16 protein-coding genes are annotated in these 23331 nt (G+C 66.9%); all 16 read left to right on the plus strand.

What is annotated here, in order from left to right:
* The first annotated feature begins 22 nt into the window (after positions 1–22).
* The 16 genes from AC6LJY_RS15190 to aspT all read left to right on the plus strand — a co-directional run bounded on the left by AC6LJY_RS15190 (position 23) and on the right by aspT (position 23325).
* Complete coding sequence (locus AC6LJY_RS15190; protein ID WP_498136286.1) at positions 23–5563, plus strand: autotransporter domain-containing protein; 5541 nt, start codon at positions 23–25, stop codon at positions 5561–5563.
* A gap of 147 nt (positions 5564–5710) precedes the next feature.
* Positions 5711–6508 carry a GntR family transcriptional regulator gene (locus AC6LJY_RS15195; protein ID WP_104144942.1) on the plus strand — a complete coding sequence of 266 codons (798 nt, stop codon included), beginning with the start codon at positions 5711–5713 and terminating at the stop codon, positions 6506–6508.
* Positions 6509–6526: 18 nt separating this feature from the next.
* Positions 6527–7732: an ABC transporter substrate-binding protein gene (locus AC6LJY_RS15200; protein ID WP_219992228.1), complete on the plus strand. Its 1206-nt coding sequence runs from the start codon at positions 6527–6529 to the stop codon at positions 7730–7732.
* 8 nt (positions 7733–7740) lie between these two features.
* Positions 7741–8613, plus strand: coding sequence for an ABC transporter permease subunit (locus tag AC6LJY_RS15205; protein WP_314364065.1), 873 nt, complete (start codon positions 7741–7743; stop codon positions 8611–8613).
* A 2-nt stretch (positions 8614–8615) separates the two neighbouring features.
* Entirely contained in the window at positions 8616–9584 is a 969-nt protein-coding gene (locus AC6LJY_RS15210; RefSeq protein WP_104144943.1) for a branched-chain amino acid ABC transporter permease, read from the plus strand.
* The gene (locus tag AC6LJY_RS15215) at positions 9577–10332 is read left to right on the plus strand and encodes an ABC transporter ATP-binding protein (protein ID WP_046806405.1); all 756 of its coding nucleotides are present in this window, start codon (positions 9577–9579) and stop codon (positions 10330–10332) included. Before AC6LJY_RS15210 ends, AC6LJY_RS15215 begins: the two co-directional genes overlap by 8 nt.
* Entirely contained in the window at positions 10329–11039 is a 711-nt protein-coding gene (locus AC6LJY_RS15220) for an ABC transporter ATP-binding protein (RefSeq protein ID WP_498136287.1), read from the plus strand. The genes AC6LJY_RS15215 and AC6LJY_RS15220 overlap by 4 nt, the downstream gene beginning before the upstream one ends.
* A gap of 2 nt (positions 11040–11041) precedes the next feature.
* On the plus strand, positions 11042–12349 hold the full coding sequence (locus AC6LJY_RS15225) for a 3-isopropylmalate dehydratase large subunit (RefSeq protein ID WP_104144945.1): 1308 nt from the start codon (positions 11042–11044) through the stop codon (positions 12347–12349).
* Positions 12346–12909 (plus strand): LeuD/DmdB family oxidoreductase small subunit, encoded by a 564-nt coding sequence (locus AC6LJY_RS15230; RefSeq protein ID WP_498136288.1) that lies wholly within the window; start codon positions 12346–12348, stop codon positions 12907–12909. The genes AC6LJY_RS15225 and AC6LJY_RS15230 overlap by 4 nt, the downstream gene beginning before the upstream one ends.
* A 10-nt stretch (positions 12910–12919) precedes the next feature.
* Positions 12920–14599: a hydantoinase B/oxoprolinase family protein gene (locus AC6LJY_RS15235; protein ID WP_046806408.1), complete on the plus strand. Its 1680-nt coding sequence runs from the start codon at positions 12920–12922 to the stop codon at positions 14597–14599.
* Complete coding sequence (locus tag AC6LJY_RS15240; RefSeq protein WP_498136289.1) at positions 14596–16677, plus strand: hydantoinase/oxoprolinase family protein; 2082 nt, start codon at positions 14596–14598, stop codon at positions 16675–16677. The genes AC6LJY_RS15235 and AC6LJY_RS15240 overlap by 4 nt, the downstream gene beginning before the upstream one ends.
* Before the next feature lie 9 nt (positions 16678–16686).
* Positions 16687–17295 (plus strand): cysteine hydrolase family protein, encoded by a 609-nt coding sequence (locus AC6LJY_RS15245; protein ID WP_104144948.1) that lies wholly within the window; start codon positions 16687–16689, stop codon positions 17293–17295.
* Positions 17292–18740: an FAD-dependent oxidoreductase gene (locus tag AC6LJY_RS15250; RefSeq protein WP_498136290.1), complete on the plus strand. Its 1449-nt coding sequence runs from the start codon at positions 17292–17294 to the stop codon at positions 18738–18740. The genes AC6LJY_RS15245 and AC6LJY_RS15250 overlap by 4 nt, the downstream gene beginning before the upstream one ends.
* A complete protein-coding gene (locus tag AC6LJY_RS15255) occupies positions 18737–19597 on the plus strand; it encodes an isocitrate lyase/PEP mutase family protein (protein WP_046806412.1) in 861 nt (286 codons plus the stop codon). The genes AC6LJY_RS15250 and AC6LJY_RS15255 overlap by 4 nt, the downstream gene beginning before the upstream one ends.
* A gap of 175 nt (positions 19598–19772) precedes the next feature.
* Complete coding sequence (locus AC6LJY_RS15260; protein WP_314364055.1) at positions 19773–21419, plus strand: DUF8459 domain-containing protein; 1647 nt, start codon at positions 19773–19775, stop codon at positions 21417–21419.
* 214 nt (positions 21420–21633) lie between these two features.
* Complete coding sequence (aspT, locus tag AC6LJY_RS15265; protein ID WP_498136291.1) at positions 21634–23325, plus strand: aspartate-alanine antiporter; 1692 nt, start codon at positions 21634–21636, stop codon at positions 23323–23325.
* Positions 23326–23331: the final 6 nt, after the last annotated feature.

A 23331-nucleotide genomic window follows, 5' to 3' on the forward strand; every position in this document is an offset into this window, starting at 1 on the left:
TCTCCGACCTGAGACCGTATCCATGCGTATTCCCGCCCATGCCGCACTCAAACTGAAACGCACGCCCGGTTATCTGGCTCTTGCCGCCGCGACCTGCATACCCTTGGTAGTGACGCCGACTTTCGCGGCCAACCTGCTGGTGGGCAGCGGGGGTAACGGTGGCCAGTCCACGGGTGGCGCTTTCGCAGCGGGCAGTGGCGGCGGCGGCGGTATTGGCGGGGGCGGCGGGGGTGGCGGAAGCGGCTTTAGCGGCGGCGCGGGGGGCGGCCTGGTGCGTGGGGGCGACGGGCCTTGGGAAGCCAGCGGGCCGGCCGGTGGCAGCAACACTGGTATCGACGGCGGCGCGGGCGGCGCACCCGGAACCTTGGGCGGCGCAGGAGGCCTGGGCGGCGGCGGTGGCGCCGGCGGCCCCAGCGGCGCGACCGGAGGCGGTGGCAGCGGCGGTGGTGCTCTTGGAGCAGGAGGCGGCCAGGGCAACGGTGGGGCCGGCGGCGACGGCGGGGCCATTGTCGACATTGACGGAACGTCTTTTGCAGGCACGGCAGGCCAGGGCGCCCAAGCGGCTTCCTCGGGCGTCATTACCTTGCCGGCCACCTACGACTATGTCGGCATCGGCGGCGGCGGCGGCGGGGCCGGAAAGATCGTTGCGGGTGGCGCCGGCACGGCAGGCGACCTGACCGTCAACAATGCGACGCTGACGGTGAACCGATCGCTGTTGCTGGGCGGGTCTGGCGGAGGCAGCAGCATCGTCGGCATCGGCGGACGCGGCGGGGACGGCGCATTGACGCTGATGGGGTCGTCGCTTTCCGTCGCGGGCACCCTTCTGATCGGCGGCGCGGGCGGGGGCAGTGCCAATGCCTCGTACACAGGCGGGCAGGGCGGCAACGGTACGCTGACTCTTGGCGGTAATTCCACCGTGGCGATCGGAAGCGGCGCGCGCGTCCAGCTTGGTGGCGGCACGGGTGGCGGGACCGGTGTGTTCAACCTGGGCCCGGGCACGGCCAACTTCGCCGGGGGCGGCGCGTTCACCATCGACGGCAACGGCACGCTCAATATCGGTGGCGCTTCGCCGGGCGTTGCAACGGGCGGCACGATCGTCAACCTGACCTCGTTGGTCAACAACGGGCTTATCAATTTCAACCAGTCCGATGCCGGCTCTTATGTGTTGACACCGGCCATCGCCGGGTCCGGTTCCGTGGCGGTCAACAGCAGTGGCACGACGGTCCTGACGGGCAATAACACCTACACCGGCGGAACGACGGTATCCGCGGGGACGTTGCAAATCGGCGCCGGCGCCACCACGGGTTCGATCGCCGGCAATATTGTCAATAATGCGTCGGTGGTGTTCAGCCGGTCCGACATCGTTGACTATGCAGGCGCCATGAGCGGCAGCGGCAACCTTGCCAACAACGGTACGGGCATGCTGCGCCTGTTGGGCGCGAGTACGGGAACAGGCGACGTCTACGTGAATCGCGGCACCGTCGAGCTCACGGGCGCCACGGCGCGGCTGGGCAGCGGGACTTCGGAAATCATCGTCGGATCCACGGCCGACGCGATCTTGACCGTAAGCGCCGGCGCGCAATTGAATTCCCATGATATCCAAATCGGTTCAACCGGTACCGGCACTGCCATCGTCACCGGTGCAGATTCCAAATGGACTGCCTTTTACTTCAATGTAGGCGCCGGCGGCCTGGGCGAGCTGCGATTGCTTGACGGCGGCCAATTGTCCGTCGCGCGAGCCTTCGTCGGTTTGTATTCCAACGGCACGGCCCTGGTCTCCGGCGCGAACTCGCGCCTGGACACTGCAACCGGAATCCTCTTGGGCAATCTGCCAGGGACGACGGGCAGCCTGCTTATCGAAAAGGGCGCCACGGCTAGTGCACCCCGGGTCGAGATCGGGGGGCAAGGCGGGTCGCTGTTTGTCTATGGCCTGGACCCGGCGTTGCGGGGCGTCCTGGAAACGGGACCCATCATCCGGCATGCCGGCACGGCAACCGGCACTGTCGATTTCGATGGCGGCATCTTGCGCGCGACTACCGCGCAAGCGGATCTCTTCCAGGGATTCAGCGCGGGCGACGTCACGCTGGGTGCCAACGGCATGTACCTGGATTCCAACGGCTTCGACGTGGGCATTTCGACGGGGCTGGGCGGCACCGGGCGGCTGACGATAACAGGCGGGGGCGCGTTGACCCTTGCGGGCGTCAATACGTATTCGGGCGGAACCGAAATCCAGAGCGGTACGCTATCGGTTGCGTCGGACGCCAACCTGGGGGCGGCCGGTGGCGCGCTGGCGATGGCCGGCGGCACGCTGACCACGACGGCCAGCTTTGACTCGGCGCGCGACGTTGCCCTGGTCCAGAACGGCATCTTCAATGTGGCGGCCGGTATCGAACTGGGCTTGGCCGGCACGGTCTCGGGGGCCGGCGCGCTTGTTAAGGATGGCGCCGGCACGCTGACGTTGTCGGGTGCCAATACCCACGCCAGCACACAAGTGCTGGCGGGCAGCTTGATCGGCGACAGTGCGTCGATCCGGGGCAATCTGCTCAACAACGGTACTGCCATCTTCAACCAGAGCGTGGACGGCAGCGCGTCGGGCGTGTTCACCGGCAGCGGCGCATTCGAAAAGCGAGGCATGGGCGTGCTGAGCCTGACGGCCGACAGCAGCGCATTTGCCGGCTCGACGCGCGTGCGCGGTGGTGTGCTGACGGTGGCCAACCAGCTTGGCGGCAGCGCCGACGTGACCGGCGCTCGGCTGAACGTCACGGGAACGCTGCTTGGCGGCGCCACCATCGGCAGCCTTGGTTTCCTATCGGGCAGTGGCACGATCGGCCAGAACGTCAGCGTGACGGGCGGCACGCTGCAAGGCGCGCAAGGTGGCACGCTGACCATCAACGGCGACCTTGCGCTGGACAGCGCCAGCCGGGTCAATGTGGCGCTGGGTAGCACCGCGTCATCGAACGCGTTGTTTGACGTGGGTGGCAACCTGGCTTTGGCCGGCACGCTGAACGTCAGCGACCAAGGCGGATTTGGCCCCGGCATCTATCGCCTGTTCAACTATGGCGGTGCGTTGACCACGAACACGCTGGCCCTGGGCACCGCGCCGACGGGCGTATTGCCCGGCGACCTGCGCATTCAGACCGCCGTGGGCGGCCAGGTGAACCTGGCATCCACCAGCGGCGCGACGCTGGGTTTCTGGGACGGCGGCAACAGCGCCGGCCATGACAACGGCATCATCAACGGCGGCACGGGCGCGTGGCGCGCCGACGGCCGCAACTGGACCAATCTGGACGGCACGCTGAACGGCGTGTTTCAGCCCAACCCCACCTTTGCCGTGTTCCAGGGGCAAGCCGGCACGGTCACGGTCGACGCGTCGGCCGGCGCCATCGGCGTCACCGGCATGCAGATCGCAACCGACGGCTACCGCATTGAAGGTGACGACATCGCGCTGCAAGGCGCAGGCGGTGAAAGCGTCATCCGAGTGGGGTCGGGCCTGGCTGCCGGGGCTGGCATGACGGGGACCATCGCCTCGCGTCTGACCGGCGCCAGCACGCTGGCCAAGACGGATTACGGCACCCTTATTCTGACGGGCGACAGCACCTACAGCGGTGGCACCGATGTGCGCCTGGGCACCGTGTCGGTGTCGAACGACGCCAACCTGGGCGCCGCCACCGGCGGTTTGACGCTGAGCGGCGGTGTGCTGGCGACCACGGCCAGTTTCAACACGAACCGCGCCGTCACGCTGACGCCGGGGCAGGCAAGCGGCATCAACGTGGCATCGGGCACAACGCTCGGCTTGTCGGGCTCGATCACCGGCAGCGGTGACATGAGCAAGACGGGCGCGGGCGTGCTCAACATTGCCGGGGACGGCAGCGCGTATGCCGGCAACCTGCTGGTGCAGGCCGGTGTGCTGAACATGGCGTCCGCCGGCAAGCTTGGCGGCACGTTGACCATGGCCAACGGCACGCTGTTGCAAGGCACGGGCCAGGTCGGCACGACCACGCTGCAAAACGGCGCGGTGCTGGCTCCGGGTAACGCCAACAGCACGCTGAAGGTGGCGGGCGACCTGACGTTCATGCCGGGCTCGGTCTACCAGGTGAGCGCCGACCCGGCCTCGTCGGCAAGCTCGCGGGTGGCGGTCAGCGGCGCGGCAAACCTTGCCGGTTCGCTTGTGCACGTCGGGCCGGAAGGCGGTTTTGAAAGTACGCGGCAATACACGATCCTGACGGCCGGCTCGGTCAACGGTCAGTTCAACGCCGTGTCGTCGAACTACGCTTTCCTGGCCCCGACGCTGCGCTACGGCGCGCAGGACGTCACGTTGCAACTGGGACGCAAGCAGGTGCCGGTGGACCCCACCACGCCGATCACGCCCACCCCACCCACCGCGCCGGCTGCGCCCACCCCGCCCAGCCGTCCGATTGCCTTTGCCGACGCCGCGCGCACCGGCAACCAGCGCGCCGTCGCCAACGCGCTGGACAGCCTGCCAGCCGGCAATGCGCTGCACGAGTACATCCTGACCTTGCCCGACGGCGCTCCGCGCGCCGCGTTCAACAGCCTGTCCGGCGAAGCGCACGCCAGCGTCGCGTCCAGCCTGATGGGTTCGGCCGGCACGACGCGCACGCTGCCGCTGTCGCACCTGCGCGCAAACCTGAACGCCGGCATGCGCCCGGGGTCTCCCACGGCGCAGGCGGGCGGCACGCTGTCCGCCTCTGCCTTGCCGTCGTCAAACGCGCAGCCCGCCTGGGCCGAGCTGGTTGGCAATTGGCAAACGCAGAACGCCACGGACAACACGGCGCAAGTGCGTCAGCACACCGGCGGGCTGTTTGTGGGCGCCGACCATGCCGTGGGTAACGGATGGCGGCTGGGTGCGGCCCTGGGCTACACGGACAGCAAGATCCGTGTCGACGACCGCGCCTCGAAGGCGGACGTGTCCGGCTACAGCGCCGCCGTCTATGGCGGTAAATCGTTTGATGCCGGCTCGGGCAAGCTGAACCTGCTGGTCGGCACGTCCTACACCTGGCACGACGTCGCCAGCGAGCGCTACGCCTCGGTAGCCGGCGCATCGCAAAAGCTGACCGCCGACTACGGCGCCAGCACGACGCAGCTTTTCACCGAACTGGGCTATGCGCTGCCTTTGTCCGACCGCACGACCCTGGAACCCTTCGCAGGCGTGGCCTGGAGCGACTTGCGCAGCCGCAGCTTCAGCGAGTCGGGCGGCTCGGCGGCGCTTAGCGGCCAAAGCAGCAGCAACAAGCAGACCAGCAGCACGCTGGGCGTGCGCACGCAAACGAACGTCTCGATGGCGGGTGCCGAAGCGCGCTTGCAAGCCACGCTGGGTTGGCGCCATGCCTTCGGCGATGTACTGCCGCGGTCCACCATGGCGTTCGATGGCGGGCAAGCGTTCACGGTGTCGGGCGCGCCCATCGCCCGCAACGCCGCCATCGCCGAACTGGGCGGGGAAGTGGCCGTGTCGCGTAATGCGTCGCTGGGCTTGAACTACAGCGGCCAGTACGGCGGCGGCAACCGGGAACATGCAGGGTCGTTGAACGTGCGCTGGCGGTATTGAGGCGGTATTGAGGCGGTATTGAGCCGGGACCGAGGCGGGATCGAGGCGGGGTCGCTCGAAGCCGACCTCGGTGTTTTCCCGATAGAACAACCCATCCGGCCATTTGTTCCATTGACGGTACATTAGGACACCCCTAGAGTTTCCGGCATGGGAACCACACTGCCTCTGCCGAAGTACCACCAGATCTACCTTGTGTTGCGCGAGCAATTGCAAGAAGGTCGTTTCGATCAGGACGGGCTGCCGGGCGAGCACGCGCTGGCGGCGCAGTTCGACGTGGCCCGCATCACCATCCGCAAGGCGATGGAGATGCTGGTGTCCGACGGGCTGGTGTCTCGCCGCCCCGGGTTGGGCACCTGGCCGTTGCGCGCGTCCACCGCCGCGCAGGCCGTGCCCGCCGCCAATGCGTCGCAAAAGGCGCACCTGACCGGGCTGCTTGAGAACATCGTCAACATGGGCCTGCGCACCTCGGTGCAGGTGCTGGACAGCACGCTCGTGTCCGCGCCGCCGACGGTGGCCGAGTCGTTGCGCATTCCCGCGGGTGCGCCGGTTCACAAAAGCCTGCGCGTGCGCAGCACCGAGGCCGGGCCGCTGTCCCACATCACCACCTACGTGCCGCAAGCGGTGGCCGACTTCACGCGGCAAGACCTGGAACGCGAGCCCTTGCTGATGCTGCTGGAAGCGGCCGGCGTGGAATTTGGCGGCGCCACGCAGACCATCTCGGCGCGCCTGGCCGATGCGCAGGTGGCGCGCCATCTGGATGTGTCCGTGGGTTCGGCGCTGCTGGCCGTGACGCGAGTCGTGCGCGACGTGAATGATCGCCCCGTCCAGCTGTTGCAGGGCCTGTACCGGCCCGACCGATACCAATACCAATTGCAGCTGTCGCGCGTCGGCAGCATCGACGCCAAGGTCTGGGTCAGCGAAGAGCTGTCGGCCCAATTTCATTGAACCCTTCGGAGATCACCCATGAATTCGCGCCGCACCTTCCTCTATCGTTCCGCCGCCGCCACGGCGCTGTTGTCCGCGCCCTGGGTGGCGCGCGCGCAAGGCGCCGCGCCGGTGAAGATCGGCGTGCTGCATCCGGTGACGGGCGCCTTGGCGTATTCGGGCCAGCAATGCCGCTTGGGCGCGCTGCTGGCCATTGAAGACATCAACAAGGCCGGCGGCATCAAGTCCCTGGGTGGCGCGCCGTTGTCCGCCGTGCTGGGCGATGCGCAGTCGCGCCCCGAGGCCGGTTCCGCCGAGGTGGAAAAGATGAACGAGGCGGGCGTGTCGGCCATCGTCGGCGCGTACGCCTCCGCGATCTGCCTGGCCACCACGCAGACGGCGGCCAAGTACAACCTGCCGCATGTGGTGGACGTAGGCGTGGCCGACCAGATTGTCGAACGCGGGCTGAAGAACACCTTCCGTTTCGGGCCGGGCTACCGGGCTTGCAGCGAGCGCGCCATTACCGACCTGGTGGCGCTGAACGACGCTGCCGGCAAGCCGGCCAAGACCGTGATGATCGTGCACGAGGATTCGCTGTTTGGCACCGGCACGGCGGCGCTGTTGTCCAAGTCGTTGCCGCAGCAGGGCTTTGAGGTCAAGGAAGTGGTCAAGCACCCGAACCCCACGCGCGACTTCAACAACATCGTGCTGCGCATGAAGTCCGTGAATCCGGACATCGTCATCCCCGCCAATTACTACAACGAATACGCGCTGTTGCTGCGCGCCATGAAGCAGCAAAAGGTGCAGCCCAAGGCGATTTATTCGGTGCTGGGGGGCGCGGCGTCCAGCTACAAGTTCTTGAAGGAATTTCCGGATATCGCCAACGGCATCATCGACTGCAACCACTGGTTCAATCCAAAAGACCCGCGTGTTGCGCCGTTGAAGGCGCGCGTCGAGGAAAAGGGCGCGTACTTCAGCTACGAAGTGTTCATGACCTACGTGGCGGTGCAATTGCTGGCGGATGCCATCGAACGCGCCAAGTCCGCCGACCGCGCCGCCATCATCGACGCGCTGGCGGCCAGCACCTTTCACGACAACCTGATGCCCTACGGCCCGACCAAGTTCGTCAACGGCCAGAACACGGGCGCGCAGCCGCTGCTGACGCAGGTGATCGGCGGCGACATCAAGGTGATCATCCCGGCGGAGTATCGCCAGGCCGACGCGATTTTTCCGTTGAAGGGCTGAGCGCAAGCATGCTGGACCCGGCCATCCTTTTCTCGTCGGTGCTGAACGGCCTGACGACCGGCGCGGTGTACGCGCTGATCGCCCTGGGGCTGACCCTGATCTACGGGGTGCTGCACATCATCAATTTCGCCCACGGCGCCGCGCTGATGGTGGCGCTGTACGCCGTCTATCTGCTGAAGGACCGGCTGGGCATCGACCCGTATGCCGCGCTGCCCCTGGTGGTGGCGGGCATGTTCGGGCTGGGCTATGCGCTACAGCGCTTCGTCATCAACCGGGCCAGCCATGGCAAGGACGAGAACATCCTGCTGGTGACGCTGGGCCTGGCCATTGTGTTGGAGAACCTGGCGCTGGTGTGGTTCAAGTCCGACACGCGCAGCATCGACACCGCCTACACCCTGTCCACGGTTGAAATCGGCCCGGCCATGATCGCGCTGCCCAAGGTCATTGCGTTCTTCGGCGCGCTGGCGGTGGCGGCGGTGCTGTTCTGGATCATCCGCGGCACCGACCTGGGCCGCGCCATCCGCGCGGTGGCGCGCGAAAAGCAGGGCGCCAAGCTGATGGGCATCGACGTGGAAAAAGTCTATGCGCTGTCGTTCGGCATCGGCATGGCCTGCCTGGGCGCGGCGGCCTGTTTCCTGCTGCCGGCCTATTACGTGAACCCGCAGGTGGGCAGCGGCTTCGTGCTGGTGGCCTTCACGATCGTGGTGTTGGGCGGCATGGGCAGCTTCGTGGGGGCGCTGGTGGGCGGGCTATTGATCGGCGTGGTGGAATCCATCGGCGGCCTGTTCCTGGGCGATTCGTTAGGCCAGATGGGCATCTTCGCGATCTTTATCGCGGTGCTGCTGTTTCGCCCGCAGGGGCTGTTCGGGGCGAGGGGCTGAACATGAATAGGGATCTTTGCGCCATCGCGCTGTTCGGCCTTGCGCTGGCCGCCTTGGCAACGTTTGCGCAATCGGGCGTGCTGCTGACGTTCGTGATGATGTCGTTGTACGCCGCGCTGCTGTCGCAGGCCTGGAACATTCTGGGCGGGTATGGCGGGCAGCTGTCGTTCGGCCATGCGCTGTTCTTCGGCGTGGGCGCTTATGCGCAAGCGCTGGGGCAATTGAACTTCGGCATCAATCCGTGGCTGGCGTTGCCGGTGGCGATTGCGCTGGGCGCGCTGGTCGGCCTGGCGGTGGGCGGGCTGACGTTTCGCTACGGCCTGAAGGGGTCTTACTTTGCCCTGGTGACGCTGGCGTTTGCGGAAGTGTTTCGCATCCTGGCCTTGTCGGCGTCCTTCACGGGCGGTGGGGTGGGGCTGATGGTGCCGCTGCAAGAGGGCGCGGCAAACATGCAGTTTGCGTCGCGCCGGGGCTACATCTATCTGCTGCTGGCGTTTGTGGTGCTGGCGTTGCTGGTGACGGCGTGGCTGCGGCACTCGCGCTTTGGCGCGTACTTGCAAGCGGTGCGCGACAACGAAGACGCCGCACGGGCCATCGGCGTGAACCCCTTGCGGGTGAAGCTGGGCGGCATTGCACTGTCGGCGGCGTTCATGAGCGCGGCGGGCGCGTTCTATGTGCAGGTGTTCCAGTACATCGACCCGGGCATCGCCTTCGGCTCCGCCGTATCGGTGGAAGCGCTGGTGGGCGCCATCGTGGGCGGCATGGGCACGTTGTGGGGGCCGGTGCTGGGCGCCGTCGCCCTGCATGGGCTGGCCGACCTGACGCGCAATCTGTTTGGTGAATTGCCCGGCATCAGCATGGTGATCTACGGCGTGGTGCTGATTCTGATCGTGATGTTCCTGCCGCGCGGCATCAGTGGCAGCGGCCAATCGTTGGGCCGGTTGTTCGGCAAGGAGCGCGCCCGTGCCTGACATCCTTTTGCAAGCCAGCAATCTCTCGATTTCGTTCGGCGGCCTGAAGGCCGTGCAGGACGTGAACCTGGCCGTGCCCGAGGGCTCGTTGACCGCGCTGGTCGGCCCCAACGGCGCAGGCAAGACCACGCTGTTTGCGCTGCTGTCCGGCTTTTTGAAACCGGGCGCCGGGTCGGTGCGCTTTGCCGGGCAAGACATCACCGGACGCGCACCGCATGAATCCGCGCAGCTGGGCCTGACCCGCACTTTCCAGATCGTGCAGCCGTTCGGTGCGCAGACGGTGCGCCAGAACATAGCCGTGGGCGCGCATCTGCGCCTGCGCGATCGGCGCGCTGCCCTGGCCGCCGCCGAAGACGTGGCCGCGCGCGTGAACCTGCACAAGGTGCTGGACAAGCCCGCCGCCGACTTGACCGTGGCCGGGCGCAAGCGGCTGGAACTGGCCCGCGCGCTGGCCACGCGCCCGCGCCTGCTGCTGCTGGACGAAGTGCTGGCCGGCCTGAATCCAAGCGAGATCGACGAGATGATTCCGGTGGTTAAAAAGCTGGTGGACGATGGCGTTACCGTGTTGATGATCGAACACGTGATGCGCGCGGTGATGAGCCTGGCCGAACACGTGTGGGTGCTGGCGCAGGGGCGTTTGATTGCGTCCGGTACGCCGGGCGAAGTCACCCGCGACCCGACGGTGGTGGAGGCCTACCTGGGGCATGGCGCGGCCGCGCGGCTGGCCGCACAAGGGGCGCCGGCATGAGCGCGCTGCTTGAAGTGACCGGCTTGCGGGCGGGCTACGGGCGCATGGAGGTGCTGCGCGGCGTGGACCTGGCGGTGGGCGAAGGGGAAATCGTCGTCCTGCTGGGCAGCAACGGCGCCGGCAAATCCACGTTGAACAACACCGTCTGCGGGCTGTGCAAGCCCTGGGGCGGATCGGTGCGTTTTGACGGTCACGACCTGACCGGCAGGCACTACCGTGACCTGGTGCGCGCCGGGCTGATCCAGGTCCCTGAAGGCCGCCGCATTTTTCCCAACCTAAGCGTGCGCGAAAACCTGGAGCTGGGTTCGTTCACCCGGGCGCGCGAGCATCGCACGGGCAACCTGGACAAGGTGCTGGATATTTTTCCGCGCCTGCGCGAACGGCTGGCGCAGCTGGCCGGCACCATGTCGGGCGGTGAGCAGCAGATGCTGGCGATCGGACGCGGCCTGATGGCCGAACCGCGCCTGTTGATCCTGGACGAACCCTCGCTGGGCCTGTCGCCCTTGATGGTTGAAGAACTGTTCGGCCTGATCCAGCGCCTGCACACCGATGGGTTGGCAATTCTGCTGGTCGAGCAGAACGTGGGGCAATCGCTGGAAACCGGGCAGCGTGCCTATGTGATGGAAAACGGGGCGGTGCGCTATAGCGGATCGTGTGCGCAACTGATGGCCAGCGACGACGTGCGCCAGGCCTATCTGGGGATGTAGCGATGCCTGTTGATCAAGCCCTCCGGCCCCAGGATTCACCGCAGCGCTCACCGCAGACCCTGGCCCAGAAGTTGATCGCCGCCGCCTGCGGACGTGCCTCGGTCCAGCAGGGCGAAATCGTGACCTGCGCCGTGGACCTGGCGATGTTCCATGACTCCAGCGGGCCGCGCCGCTTGCAGCCCATGCTGCAAGAGCTGGGCGCGTCGCTGTGGGACCCGAAGAAGATCGTGCTGGTCATCGACCACTACGTGCCCGAATCCGACGACGAATCGCGCCGCATCGTGCGCATTGCGCGCGACTGGGCGGCGGGGCAGCAACTGCCCAATGTGTATGACTCGGTTGGCATCTGCCATGTGGTCGTGCCGCAGCATGGCCACATCCGCCCCGGCATGTTCTGCGTGGGCGGGGATTCGCATTCGCCCACGGGCGGTGCGTTCGGCGCGTATATGTTCGGCATCGGCAGCACCGAAATGCTGGGCGTGGCCGTCACCGGCAAGATCTGGGTCAAGGTGCCGCAAACGTTGATGATGCGCTGGAACGGGCGGCTGGCCGCCGGCGTGACCGCCAAGGACATGATGCTGCACATGATCGGCCGCTACGGCATGAACGGCGGGCGCTACCAAGCCGTGGAGTTCTGCGGCGAGGCCGTGCGCGCGCTGCCCATGCAGGAACGCATGACGCTGTCCAACATGAGCGCCGAGCTGGGCTCGCAGGTGGGCCTGATCGCGCCGGACGAGACCACGGCCGCCTACTTGCGCAAGGCGGGCGTGACCGACAGCCTGGACCTGGCGCGCTGGCAAAGCGACGCGGACGCCGACGCCGAATGGCACGACTTTGACGCGGCCTTGCTGGCGCCGCAGGTGGCCGCGCCGCACAGCCCGGCGAACGCGCGCGACGTGGACCAGTACCGCGATGTGCCGGTGCAAGTGGCTTATATCGGCGCGTGCACGGGCGCCAAGCTTGAGGATCTGCGCGCCGCGGCCAGCGTCTTGCGCGGGCGCCGCCTGGCGCCGGGCATGAGCCTGATGGTGGCGCCGGCCAGCCGCCTGGACCAGCAACAGGCCGAACAGGAAGGCGTGATGCAAGTGCTGCAAGACGCCGGCGCAGAGGTGCTGGCCACGTCATGCGGGGCCTGTGCGGGCTATGGCGGGTCCATTCCCGACGGGGCCAGCGTCATCTCCACCACCGCGCGCAATTTCAAGGGCCGCATGGGCTCCGAGACGGCGCGGGTTTACCTGGCGTCGCCCTACACCGTGGCAGCCTCGGCCGTTGCCGGCCGCATTGCAGACCCGCGCGAGGTGATGGCATGACCGACCGCGCTGCAACAACTCCCACCGCCGTCGAAGCCGGCACGGCGCGGACCACGTCGACGCCCGCCACATCGACCCATCGCGTCTGGCGCGTGGGGGCCGATATCGACACCGATGCGCTGGCCCCGGGCGCCTACATGAAGTTCGGCATCGACGAAATCGCGCGCCACTGCCTGCAACGCGTCCGCCCGGAATTCGCGGCGCAGGTGCAGCCGGGCGACGTGTTGGTGGCCGGGCACAACTTCGGCATCGGCTCCTCGCGCGAGCAAGCCGCATCGGCGCTGGTGCGCCTTGGCGTGGCCGCCGTCATCGCCCCGTCTTTCAACGGCCTGTATTTTCGCAACGCCTTCAATGTCGGCCTGTTGCTGTTGACCTGCGCGCAGGCGGATGCGCTGGCCGAAGGCGAACGCATCACGTTCGACCCCATCGCCGGGCGTATCGGCCGCGCCCAAGCCGCCGACCCCGCTGCATTGCCTTGCGAGCCCGTACCTGACTTCCTGATGGACATGGTGCGGGCCGGCGGGCTGCTGAATCTGCTGAAACAGCGCCAAACCTCCTAGGAAGAACACGATGCTAGATCCCGTCACCCTGGCGGTCCTGAAGGGCCGTCTGGAACAGATTGCCGATGAGATGGACGCGACGCTGTACCGCAGCGCGTTCAACCCCATCATTGCCGAGGCCCACGACGCCTGCCACGGCATGTACGACGCGGCCACGGGCGCCACGCTGATCCAGGGCAAGTCCGGCCTGCCGGTCTTCGTGGGCGCGATGGCGTTTGCCGTGAAGGCGGCGGCCAAGGTGGCGGCCGAACGCGGCGGCATGGTGGACGGCGACGTCTGGCTGTTCAATGACCCGTACGAAGGCGGCACGCACGCCAACGACTTCAAGCTGGTGCGCCCGGTGTTCCGCGACCAGAAGCTGTTCTGCTTTCTGGCGTCGGCCGCGCATTGGCACGACGTGGGCGGCGCGGTGCCGGGCAACTACAACCCGGCCGCCACCGAATGCTGGCAAGAGGCGGTGCAGATCCCGCCGGTGCGCATCGTGCGCGCGGGCGTGCTGGACCCGGACGTGCTGGCCATCCTGAAGGCCAACACCCGCTTGCCGGACAGCTTGTGGGGCGACCTGAACGGGCAACTGGCCGCGTTGGAGTTGGGCGCGGGGCGTCTGGACGGGCTGCTGGACGAATATGGCGACGCCACCGTGCTGGAGTCGCTGGACACCTTGCGCCAGCGTGCGCGTCGTTTGATGCGCGACCACATCGCGCGCCTGCCCGACGGCGACTACGCGTTCGAAGACATGCTGGACAACGACGGTGTGCGCGACGTGGCGCTGCGCATCGCGCTGAAGCTGTCGATCAATGGTGACCGGCTGACGCTGGACTTCAACGGCACGTCGCCCGCCTGCGCGGGGCCCGTCAATATCTCCCGCGCCACTGCCATCGCGGCGTGCTACGTGGCGCTGAAGCACCTGTTTCCCGACGTGCCGGCCAACGCGGGCGTGCTGGACGCGGTGGACGTGGTGTTGCCCGATGGCCTGGTCATCTCGGCCGACCGGCCGCGCCCGGTGGGCGGCTATACCGAAACCATCCTGCGCATGATCGACGTGATCTTCTGCGCGATGGCGCAAGCCGCCCCAGAGCGCGCGATGGCCCAGGCCTACGGCACGATCAATGCGCTGTCCATCGCCGGCTATCGCAGCGACGCCGCGCGCAAAGGGCAGCGCTGGGTGATGTTCAGCTTTTTCGGTGGCGGGCACGGCGGGCACGCCGATGGCGACGGGCTGAGCCACGGCAATGCGCCGATTTCCACCGCCACCATTCCACCGCTGGAGATCCTGGAAGCCGCCTATCCCGTCCGCTTCACGCAGTGGGCGCTGCGCCCGGATTCGGCGGGCGACGGCAAGCATCGCGGCGGGCTGGGCGCCATCTACGAAATCGAATTGCTGGAAGACAGCGCCGAAGCGTTCATCTTCGGGGAACGCGGGCGCAGCGCGCCCAAGGGCATCGCGGGCGGCGGCCAGGCTGCACTGAACGTGTTCCGGTATCAGCAGGACGGGCAATGGGCATCCCCCCCGATGAGTTCGAAGATGCTGGGCATTCAGCTACAGCGCGGCGACCGCGTGCGGCTGGAAACGCCGGGCGGTGGCGGCTACGGCGATCCTGCCGGCCGCACGACGGCCGCGCGTGAACACGACCGCAAGATGGGCTATGTGGGCGATATCGCCGGCAACAAGAAGGAGCAGTTGGCATGAGCACGGCAGATCGGGGTTTCGTCCCAGGCAGCAACGCGTCGCGGGGGCTTGTGGTGGGCGTGGACGTGGGCGGCACGTTCACGGACCTGTTCGTGCTGGACGAGGCAGGCGGCACGGCGCGCGTGGTCAAGGTACCGTCCACGCGCGGCGAAGAAGCGCGTGGCTTCATGAACGGCATTGCGCGCGTGGCCGACGGCGCGGGCGCCATCAACACCATCGTCCATGGCACCACCGTGGGCACCAACGCGCTGCTGGAACGCAAGGTGGCGCGCACCGGCATCATCACCACGGCGGGATTCCGCGACGTGCTGGAGATGCGCCGCCGCGACCGACCCCAGACCTGGGGCCTGCGCGGCAATTACGAACCGGTCGTCTCGCGCGACCTGCGCCTGGAAGTCAGCGAACGCGTGCTGGCCGACGGCACCGTGCACACGCCGGTGGACCTGGGCCAGGTGGAGGCCGCCGCGCGCGCGCTGCTGGAGCAGGGCTGCGAGGCCGTGTGCGTGTTCTTCGTCAACGCGTATGCGAACCCGGTGAACGAGGCGCAGGCGGTGGCGCGCGTGCGCGCACTCTGGCCCAACGCCAATGTCACGGCGGCCACCGAAGTGCTGCCCGAGATCCGCGAATTCGAACGCTGCTCGACGGCGGTGCTCAATGCCGCGTTGCAGCCGGTGGTGGGCAGTTATCTGACGCGCCTGGAATCCGATTTGCGCGAGCACGGCTTTGACGGCGAGCTGCTGGTCGTGCAGAGCAATGGCGGCGTGATGTCGCGGCAGACGGCGTGCGACGTGCCGGTGCGCACCGCGCTGTCGGGCCCGGCGGCGGGCGTGATTGCGTGCGCGGCGATTGCGCGCGCCTCCGGCTTTCCCAACGTCGTTACCGGCGACATGGGCGGCACCTCGTTCGACGTGTCGCTGGTGGCGGGCGGCGAGGCCTCGCTGTCGGCGCAGACCGTGATCGACTTCGGCATGGTGGTGCGCGCGCCGATGATCCAGATCGAGACCATCGGCGCGGGCGGCGGGTCGATCGCCAGCGTGGACGCGGGCGGCCTGTTGCAGGTGGGGCCGGAATCCGCGGGCAGCATTCCGGGCCCGGCCTGCTATGGGCGCGGCAATACCCGGCCCACCGTTACCGACGCCAATGTGCTGCTGGGCCGCATCTCGGCAGAGCGGCCGTTGGGCGGCGGCCTGCTGGCCACCATGAACGTGGAGCTGGCGCGCGCGGCCATCGAAGACCATGTGGCCAAACCGCTGGGCCTGGAGGTGCACGCGGCCGCCGAGGCGATCCTGACCGTGGCCAACGCCAAGATGGCCGGCGCGATACGCGTGGTGTCCATCGAACGCGGGCACGATCCGCGCAAGTTCGCGTACATGCCATTCGGCGGCGGTGGCGCCTTGCATGTGTGCGCCATGATGAATGAAGTGGACGCCGCGCACGGCATCGTGCCGCGCTACCCGGGCGTGACGTCCGCGCTGGGTTGCGTCATGGCCGACATGCGGCACGACGGCGTGCAGACCTTGAACACCGCGCTGGACGCGCTGGACACCGACGACCTGTTGGCGCGTATCGATGCCCTGGCCGCGGCCTGCCAGGAACGCCTGGATTCGGCGGGCGTGGCATTCGAAGGCGTGCGTGAAAGCATCGAACTGGACATGCTTTACGTGGGCCAAAGCCACACCGTCTGCGTGGAAGTCACGCGCGATGCATTGACCCGGCCAGGCATTGCAGCGGCCTTCGACCGCGCCTACCGCGCCGCATTCGGCCGCAGCTTGAGCGGCATCGCCGTGCGCATCCTGAACCTGCGCTATGCGCGGATCGGCCAACGCCCCAAATTCGATTTGTCGCTGCTGGCGCCCACCTGCCGCGACATGCCGGCCGCGCTGGGCACGCAGCGCGTGTTTCACGCGGGCCAGTGGCACGACGCCGTGCGCTATGCGCGGCTGGACCTGCCGGTAGGCGCCGAGGTGGCCGGCCCGGCGATTCTTGAACAGCCCGACACCACCATCTGGATCGAACCGGGCTTTACCGGCCGCGTCGACGCGTTGGGCAATTTGCTGATTACCCGGCAGGACGCCTAGGAGACAAGCATGCAAGTTCTAGACCCTCGTACCACCGCCTTGCTGGTGATCGATCTGCAAAACGATTTCCTGGCGCCCGGCGGCGCCTATGATCGCGGCGGCGCGGTCAGCCCACAGGCGCGGGCCTTGCCGGCCCGCGTGGCGCCCGTGGCCCGCGCGTTGAAGTCGCAAGGCGGCTTTGTGGCGGCCAGCCAGTTCACGCTGTGGCCCGACGCGCACGGCGAGCCCATGATCTCGCCGCATTTGAAGCAACTGCGTCCGTTCCTGGCAAAAGGCGATTTCGCGGCAGGCTCCACGGGGCAGGCCAATGTGGCCGAGCTGGACGGGTTGGTGGACGTGGCGGTGTGGAAGGTGGCGTATTCAGCCTTCTTCAACACGCAGCTGGATTGGGTGTTGCGCCGCGCGGGCATCTCCAGCGTGGTGATTGCGGGCATCGTCACCAACGGCGGCGTGGCCAGCACCGCCCGCGATGCGCACATGCGCGACTATCATGTGACCGTGCTGGCCGACGGCTGCGCCGCGCCCACGCCCGCCATGCACGATGCCGCGCTGGCGGACCTGCGCACGGTGGCGGACGTGATCACGTGCAAGGATTTCATCGGCAGGCTGGCGTCGTGAGCGCGGCTGTCGTCAAACGCGGAAAGCCCGGCGGCCCTTCGGACGCCGACATGATGCAGGTGCCGGTGCTGATCATCGGCGCGGGCGCTTGCGGGCTGACCGCCGCGCTACGGCTGGCGCAGGCAGGCATTGAAACCGTGTTGATCGAACGCGACGCCGCGCCCAGTGGCTCGTCGGCGTTGTCCTCGGGGTTTATTCCGGCAGCGGGGTCGGCGGTGCAGCGCGCCGCCGGCATCGATGACGACGCGGCGCGTTTCGCCGCCGACATCCAGGCCAAGGCCCACGGCACGGCCGCGCCGCATCTGGTTGCCGCCTACACGGGCGCGGCGGCCCCGGCCATGGATATGTTGGCGCGACATGGCCTGGCGTTCGAGGTCCTGGACGGTTTTCTGTATCCGGGTCACCGCGCGCGCCGCATGCATGCCTTGCCGGAACGCACGGGCGTGGCCTTGGTGACCGCGCTGGAACGCGCCGCCACGGCGGCGGGCGCGCATCTGTTGACGCGCGCGCTGGCCCGCGACATCTGGGTGGAAGCGGGCGAGGGCGACCGTGGCGGCGTGGAGCCCGGCAGCCGCATCACCGCCGTGGGCTGCGAACGGCCGGACGGGTCCGTGGACGTGATCGGCTGCCAGGTGCTGATCCTGGCCTGCAACGGATTTGGCGGCAACGCGGCCATGGTGGCCGAACATTTGCCCGCCATGCGCCAGGCCGTCTACGGCGGCCACGTCGGCAACGACGGCAGCGCCATCGAATGGGGCAAGGCCTTGGGCGCACGCCTGGCCGACCTGGGCGCCTACCAGGGGCACGGGTCCTGGGCGACACCGCAAGGCGCGTTGATCTCCTGGGCCGTCATGATGGACGGCGGGGTGCAGATCAATCGCGATGGGCGGCGCTTTCATGACGAAACGCAGGGCTATTCCGAAGCCGCCGTGCATGTGTTGTCCCAGCCGGGCGGCGTGGCCTGGAACGTGTTCGACGACCGCACGCTGGCATTGGCACGTGGCTTTCCGGATTTTGGGGCGGCCGAAGCGGGCCAAGCAGTGAAAACCTGTGCGGATCTGCCCGCCCTGGCGGCGCTGATCGGCTGCGATGCCGGCGTGTTGCAACAGACCTTGCAAGCCGTCGGCCCGGATGGGGCGGACCCCCATGGCCGCCGCTTTGAACGCACGCTGCAAGCGCCGTACCACGCCGTCAAGGTCACGGGCGCGCTGTTTCATACGCAAGGTGGCCTGGATATCGATGCGCAATGCCGCGTGTTGACCCGCGATGGGCAGGCGCTGCCGAATCTGCTGGCTGCCGGTGGCGCCGCGCGCGGCGTGTCGGGCAACGACGTGTCGGGCTATCTGTCCGGCAATGGATTGCTCAGTGCGGTGGCGGGCGGCTATATCGCCGCCGCGACCGCCGCATCGCTGCTGGGGCACGAACTTGTACAGGAACCCTCATGAAGCAAACCCTGAAAACGCAATTGGCAGCGGGCGCCGTGCTGGCCCCCGGCATCTACGACCCCCTGTCGGCGCTGATCGCCGAGCAGGCCGGGTTTACCGCGCTGTACCTGTCGGGCGCTTCCATCGCTTACACCCGCTTGGGCCGTTCAGACATTGGCCTGACCACTTATTCCGAGGTCGAGGACACGCTGGCCCGGATCACCGAACGCGTCGCCACGCCGGTGATCGTGGATGCCGACACGGGCTTTGGCAACGCGTTGAACACGCAGCGCACCGTGCGCGGCTTCGAACGCGCGGGCGCTGCCATGATCCAGCTGGAAGACCAGACCTTTCCCAAACGCTGCGGGCATCTGGATGGCAAGGCGGTGATACCCGCGACCGAGATGTGCGGCAAGCTGCGCGCCGCCGTGGACGCGCGGGTGTCAGCGTCCACGCTGATACTGGCGCGCACCGACGCGGTGGCGGTTGAAGGGCTGGAGGCCGCGCTGGACCGCGCCGAGCGCTATCTTGAAGCCGGCGCCGACGCGCTGTTCATTGAAGCCTTGCGCACGCCAGAACAGATGCAGGCGGCCTGCGCCCGCTTTGCCGCGCGCGTGCCGCTGTTGGCCAATATGGTGGAAGGCGGCAAGACGCCGGTGCAAAGCGCGGACGCGCTGACCGCCCTGGGCTTTCGCATCGTCATCTTTCCCGGCGGCACGGCGCGCGCCGTGGCGCACACCTTGCAGGCTTACTACGGCAGCCTGCGCCAGCACGGCACGACTGCGCCATGGCAGGAACGGATGCTGGATTTTGACGGCTTGAACGCGGTGATCGGTACGCCTGAACTGCTGGAGCAGGGGCGACAGTACGAGGGGTAGGGCAAGGGTAGGCCACGCGCGCGGCCCGATCAGAAATTCCCCCAAAGCGCATCGCATTTCGCGGATCAATAGCGCTAAGATGGATTCGCTGCAACCGCCGGGCCAACTATCGTGCTGGCCAGGCAATCGCCGTCATCGCAAGACGAAGACGGCGGCATCGGCGCGAGAGGGAATCATGACTGGAATCATCCGAGTCTCCATTCTTGCTGTGTTGCTGCTGATCCTGACGCCTGCACTGTCCGCTGGGGCAGAGGACGCGCGTCCGGAACCCTCTCCCCTTGAGCTGGCGCTTGAGACCGCCCCGGTCGAGGTGGACGGCCAGGTGCTCTTCCGGGTCCGAGGGCTGTCCTCATTTCCCGCCGAGCGGCGCGCCGAGGCCATCCGGGAAAGAATCACGAAGGTCGCGGCGGATACCTCGTTTTCAAGCGCCGGCCTTCGGACCGAGCCCGTTGATAACGGCACCGTCATCATGGCGGGGGCAACCGCGCTGATCATCGTCAGCGACGCCGACGCCCAGCTTGAACAAACCACCCGTGACAATCTCGCGGCGTTGCATCTGCTGCGAATCCGGCAAGCCATAGACGACTTCCGGCGGGCGCGCGGCACCGAAGCCCTGCTCAGGTCCGGCCTTTACAGTGCCGGCGCAACGGTATTGCTGGCCCTGGGTATCGCCGTTCTGCTGTTGCTTAACCGCTGGCTGGACAGGGCGGTGTCCCGGCTTTTGAAAAGCCGCGTCCGCGCGGTGGATATCCAGTCATTCGAGCTATTGCGATCGGACACCATCTGGAAGGCGTTGCACGCGCTGGTGCTGGCGGTGGGCGCCGCCACCATCGTCATATCGGTGTATGCGTACCTGCAATACGTGCTTGCGCTGTTTCCCTGGACGCGCTCACTTTCCAACGACCTGTTCGACCTGGCCACCGGTACCGCCGAAAGGCTGGGAAAATCCGCAGCCGCGGTGATCCCTGACATTCTTATCCTTGTCCTTATCTATTACGTGGCCCGCTTCGCGCTGCGACGGGTCCGCACTTTCTTCGATGCGGTCGAACACCGGCGCGTGAGCTTTGCCCAATTCGAGCCGGAATGGGCCATCCCCACCTACAAGCTTGCGCGGATATTGATCCTGGCGTTTGCGCTGATCGTTGCGTACCCGTATATCCCCGGTTCCGAGACTGCCGCGTTCAAGGGCATTTCAATCTTCATCGGCCTGGTGGTGTCGCTGGGATCTTCCACGGCAATCTCCAACTTTATCGCCGGCTATCTGATGACCTATCGACGCGTGTTCAAGGTGGGGGACAGGGTGAAGGTGGGTGACGTGGTGGGGGAAGTGGTGTCGGTGCGCCTACAGGTGACCCATGTCCGGACGAACAAGAATGAAGAAATCACGATTCCGAATTCCCAGATCCTGAACAGCGACGTCACCAACTACAGCTCGCTGGCCGCCTCCCAAGGCTTGATTCTTCACACCAGTGTCGGCATTGGCTACGAAGTCCCGTGGCGGCAGGTTGAAGCCATGCTGCACGCCGCGGCCGCGCGGTGCGCGGTGGTGCTGGCCGAGCCCGGCCCCTTCGTGCTGCTGACCAAGCTGGGAGACTTTGCGGTTACCTACGAGCTGAACGCCTACACCCGCGATACGCAAAGAATCGCCAAGACCTATGCCGAACTGCACCGCCACATTCTTGACGTCTTCAACGAATACGGCGTGCAGATCATGACGCCGGCCTACGAAGGGGACCCGGACGAGCCCAAGGTGGTGGCGCCGGCGCAATGGTATACGGCGCCGGCGGTGCCGGCAGTATCGGATGATCGCGCGGACCGCTGATCGGTTCGGCGTCAAACCCGTGATCGGCCGGCCTGGGCGGATCGCACACCCACGGACGCGGCCGATTGCCGGTCTGACGGAATTTTGCCGGATATAGCATGGACTTTGCGATCCGTCGGTAGCAACAATGCCATGCAGGTTTCGCACTTGAGGGGGCTTCCCCGGAGGTGGTAGGTCGGGGGTCCAGAACGTCGTCTTTCGAGGGCCGAACGCCATGGACTTCTTAGGCAACTTGCTGCAGCGCTACCCCGAGCTTGCCGTTTTCCTGGCGATCGGCCTGGGCTATTGGGTCGGCGGATTCAAGATTCGCGGGGTCGGCTTCGGGCCGGTGACGGGGTCCTTGCTGGCGGGCTTGCTTATCGGCTATTTCTTTCTCATACCGGTATCCGACACCGCCAAGCAGGTGCTCTTCCTGCTGTTTATGTTCGGAATCGGCTACTCGGTGGGGCCCAGTTTCTTTCGAGGCATGAAGGATGGCGGCTGGCGGTGGGCGGTGCTGGGCGTCGTCATACCCGTTGCGGGGCTGCTCACGGCCTGGGCGCTGGCGCTCTTGTTGAAGCTGGAGCTCGGTTATGCCGTGGGCTTGATCTCGGGCGGCTTGACCGAGTCGCCCGCTATCGGCACGGGTAGTGAAGCCATCCGGAATCTTCCCATCAGCGCTGCCGAGAAGGACCGCCTGATCAGCCAGATCGCGGTTGCCGATGCGCTCTGCTACATCTTCGGGACGTTCGGAATCATCTGGTTCTGCTCCAGCCTGGGGCCGAAGCTATTGCGCGTGGACCTGAAGGCGGAGGGCGCGCGGCTTGAACAGGCGTACGGCATACAGCGTCAGAAAGCCGGCGTGGCTTCGGCGTGGCGCAAATTCGACTTGCGCGCCTATCTTCTTCAGCCCGACCACCCCGCGGTGGGCCATGGCGTCGCGCTGGTCGAATCGCGATATGCCCCGGACCGGGTGTTCGTGGAACGCATCCGGCGTGACGGCAGCTTGCTTGCCGTCGAGCCCACGACGGTCCTGTGCGCGGGCGACGTGGTGGCGGTCTCGGGCAAAAGCGAAGTGATACTGAAATGGCTGGACGGCCACGCCGTCGAGCAGGCAGACCGCGAACTGCTGGATATTCCAAGCGCGATGTACGACGTCGTGTTGTCCAACCCTGCGCTTGTCGGCAAGACAGTGGCTCAGATCGCGGAGCAGGCGCAGGAAGTGCGCGGCGTGTTCCTGCGCGACATCCGGCGCAACGGCGTGCAGATACCGGTGGGCTCCAAAACGGTGCTGTTGCGCGGCGACGTGCTCAGTATCGTCGGGCTTGAGCCCGCGGTTGAACGCGTGGCCGAGCGCATGGGCAGCATCGTGCGGGAATTGAACGCCACGGACTTTGTTGCGCTGGGATTCGGCATTTTCGTCGGCGCGGTGGTGGGGACGTCGCTGGTGCTGCCCATCGGCAGCATGCATATCGCCATTGGCAGCAGTGTCGGGACACTGATTCTTGGGCTGCTGGTGGGCTGGCGAAATTCCGCCAGGCCCTTGTTTGGGCGCATCTCCCATGGCGCCCTTGAATTCATGAAGTCCATCGGGTTGGCGGGCTTTGTCGCGATGATCGGGCTGAAGGCGGGGCCGGTATTCGTGCAAGCGCTTCAAGAAGTCGGGCTGACGATTTTCCTGGCGGGCATCGTGGTCACGATGGTTCCGCAGTTTGTCGGCTTGCTGTTCGGGCGCTACGTGCTGAAGCTTGAGCCCCTGTTGCTGCTGGGCGCGCTGGCCGGCGCACAAACGATGACGGCCGGGCTTGCCGCGGTGCAGGAAAAATCACAGAGCCCGGTCGCGGTCATCGGGTATTCCGGCACGGTGGCGTTCGGACACATTCTGATCACGACGTGGGGAACGGTGATCGTCTGGCTGCTTTACTGATCGACC

The sequence above is a fragment of the Achromobacter sp. RT286_PF genome (assembly GCF_059760425.1).

What these genes read in the sequence shown, in the direction of transcription:
- AC6LJY_RS15205 (WP_314364065.1), top strand. Translation starts at nt 7,741, where the DNA reads ATGCTGGACCCGGCCATCCTTTTCTCGTCGGTGCTGAACGGCCTGACG.
- AC6LJY_RS15240 (WP_498136289.1), top strand. Translation starts at nt 14,596, where the DNA reads ATGAGCACGGCAGATCGGGGTTTCGTCCCAGGCAGCAACGCGTCGCGG.
- AC6LJY_RS15255 (WP_046806412.1), top strand. Translation starts at nt 18,737, where the DNA reads ATGAAGCAAACCCTGAAAACGCAATTGGCAGCGGGCGCCGTGCTGGCC.
- AC6LJY_RS15245 (WP_104144948.1), top strand. Translation starts at nt 16,687, where the DNA reads ATGCAAGTTCTAGACCCTCGTACCACCGCCTTGCTGGTGATCGATCTG.
- AC6LJY_RS15190 (WP_498136286.1), top strand. Translation starts at nt 23, where the DNA reads ATGCGTATTCCCGCCCATGCCGCACTCAAACTGAAACGCACGCCCGGT.
- AC6LJY_RS15195 (WP_104144942.1), top strand. Translation starts at nt 5,711, where the DNA reads ATGGGAACCACACTGCCTCTGCCGAAGTACCACCAGATCTACCTTGTG.
- AC6LJY_RS15200 (WP_219992228.1), top strand. Translation starts at nt 6,527, where the DNA reads ATGAATTCGCGCCGCACCTTCCTCTATCGTTCCGCCGCCGCCACGGCG.
- AC6LJY_RS15230 (WP_498136288.1), top strand. Translation starts at nt 12,346, where the DNA reads ATGACCGACCGCGCTGCAACAACTCCCACCGCCGTCGAAGCCGGCACG.
- AC6LJY_RS15260 (WP_314364055.1), top strand. Translation starts at nt 19,773, where the DNA reads ATGACTGGAATCATCCGAGTCTCCATTCTTGCTGTGTTGCTGCTGATC.
- aspT (WP_498136291.1), top strand. Translation starts at nt 21,634, where the DNA reads ATGGACTTCTTAGGCAACTTGCTGCAGCGCTACCCCGAGCTTGCCGTT.
- AC6LJY_RS15220 (WP_498136287.1), top strand. Translation starts at nt 10,329, where the DNA reads ATGAGCGCGCTGCTTGAAGTGACCGGCTTGCGGGCGGGCTACGGGCGC.
- AC6LJY_RS15210 (WP_104144943.1), top strand. Translation starts at nt 8,616, where the DNA reads ATGAATAGGGATCTTTGCGCCATCGCGCTGTTCGGCCTTGCGCTGGCC.
- AC6LJY_RS15225 (WP_104144945.1), top strand. Translation starts at nt 11,042, where the DNA reads ATGCCTGTTGATCAAGCCCTCCGGCCCCAGGATTCACCGCAGCGCTCA.
- AC6LJY_RS15235 (WP_046806408.1), top strand. Translation starts at nt 12,920, where the DNA reads ATGCTAGATCCCGTCACCCTGGCGGTCCTGAAGGGCCGTCTGGAACAG.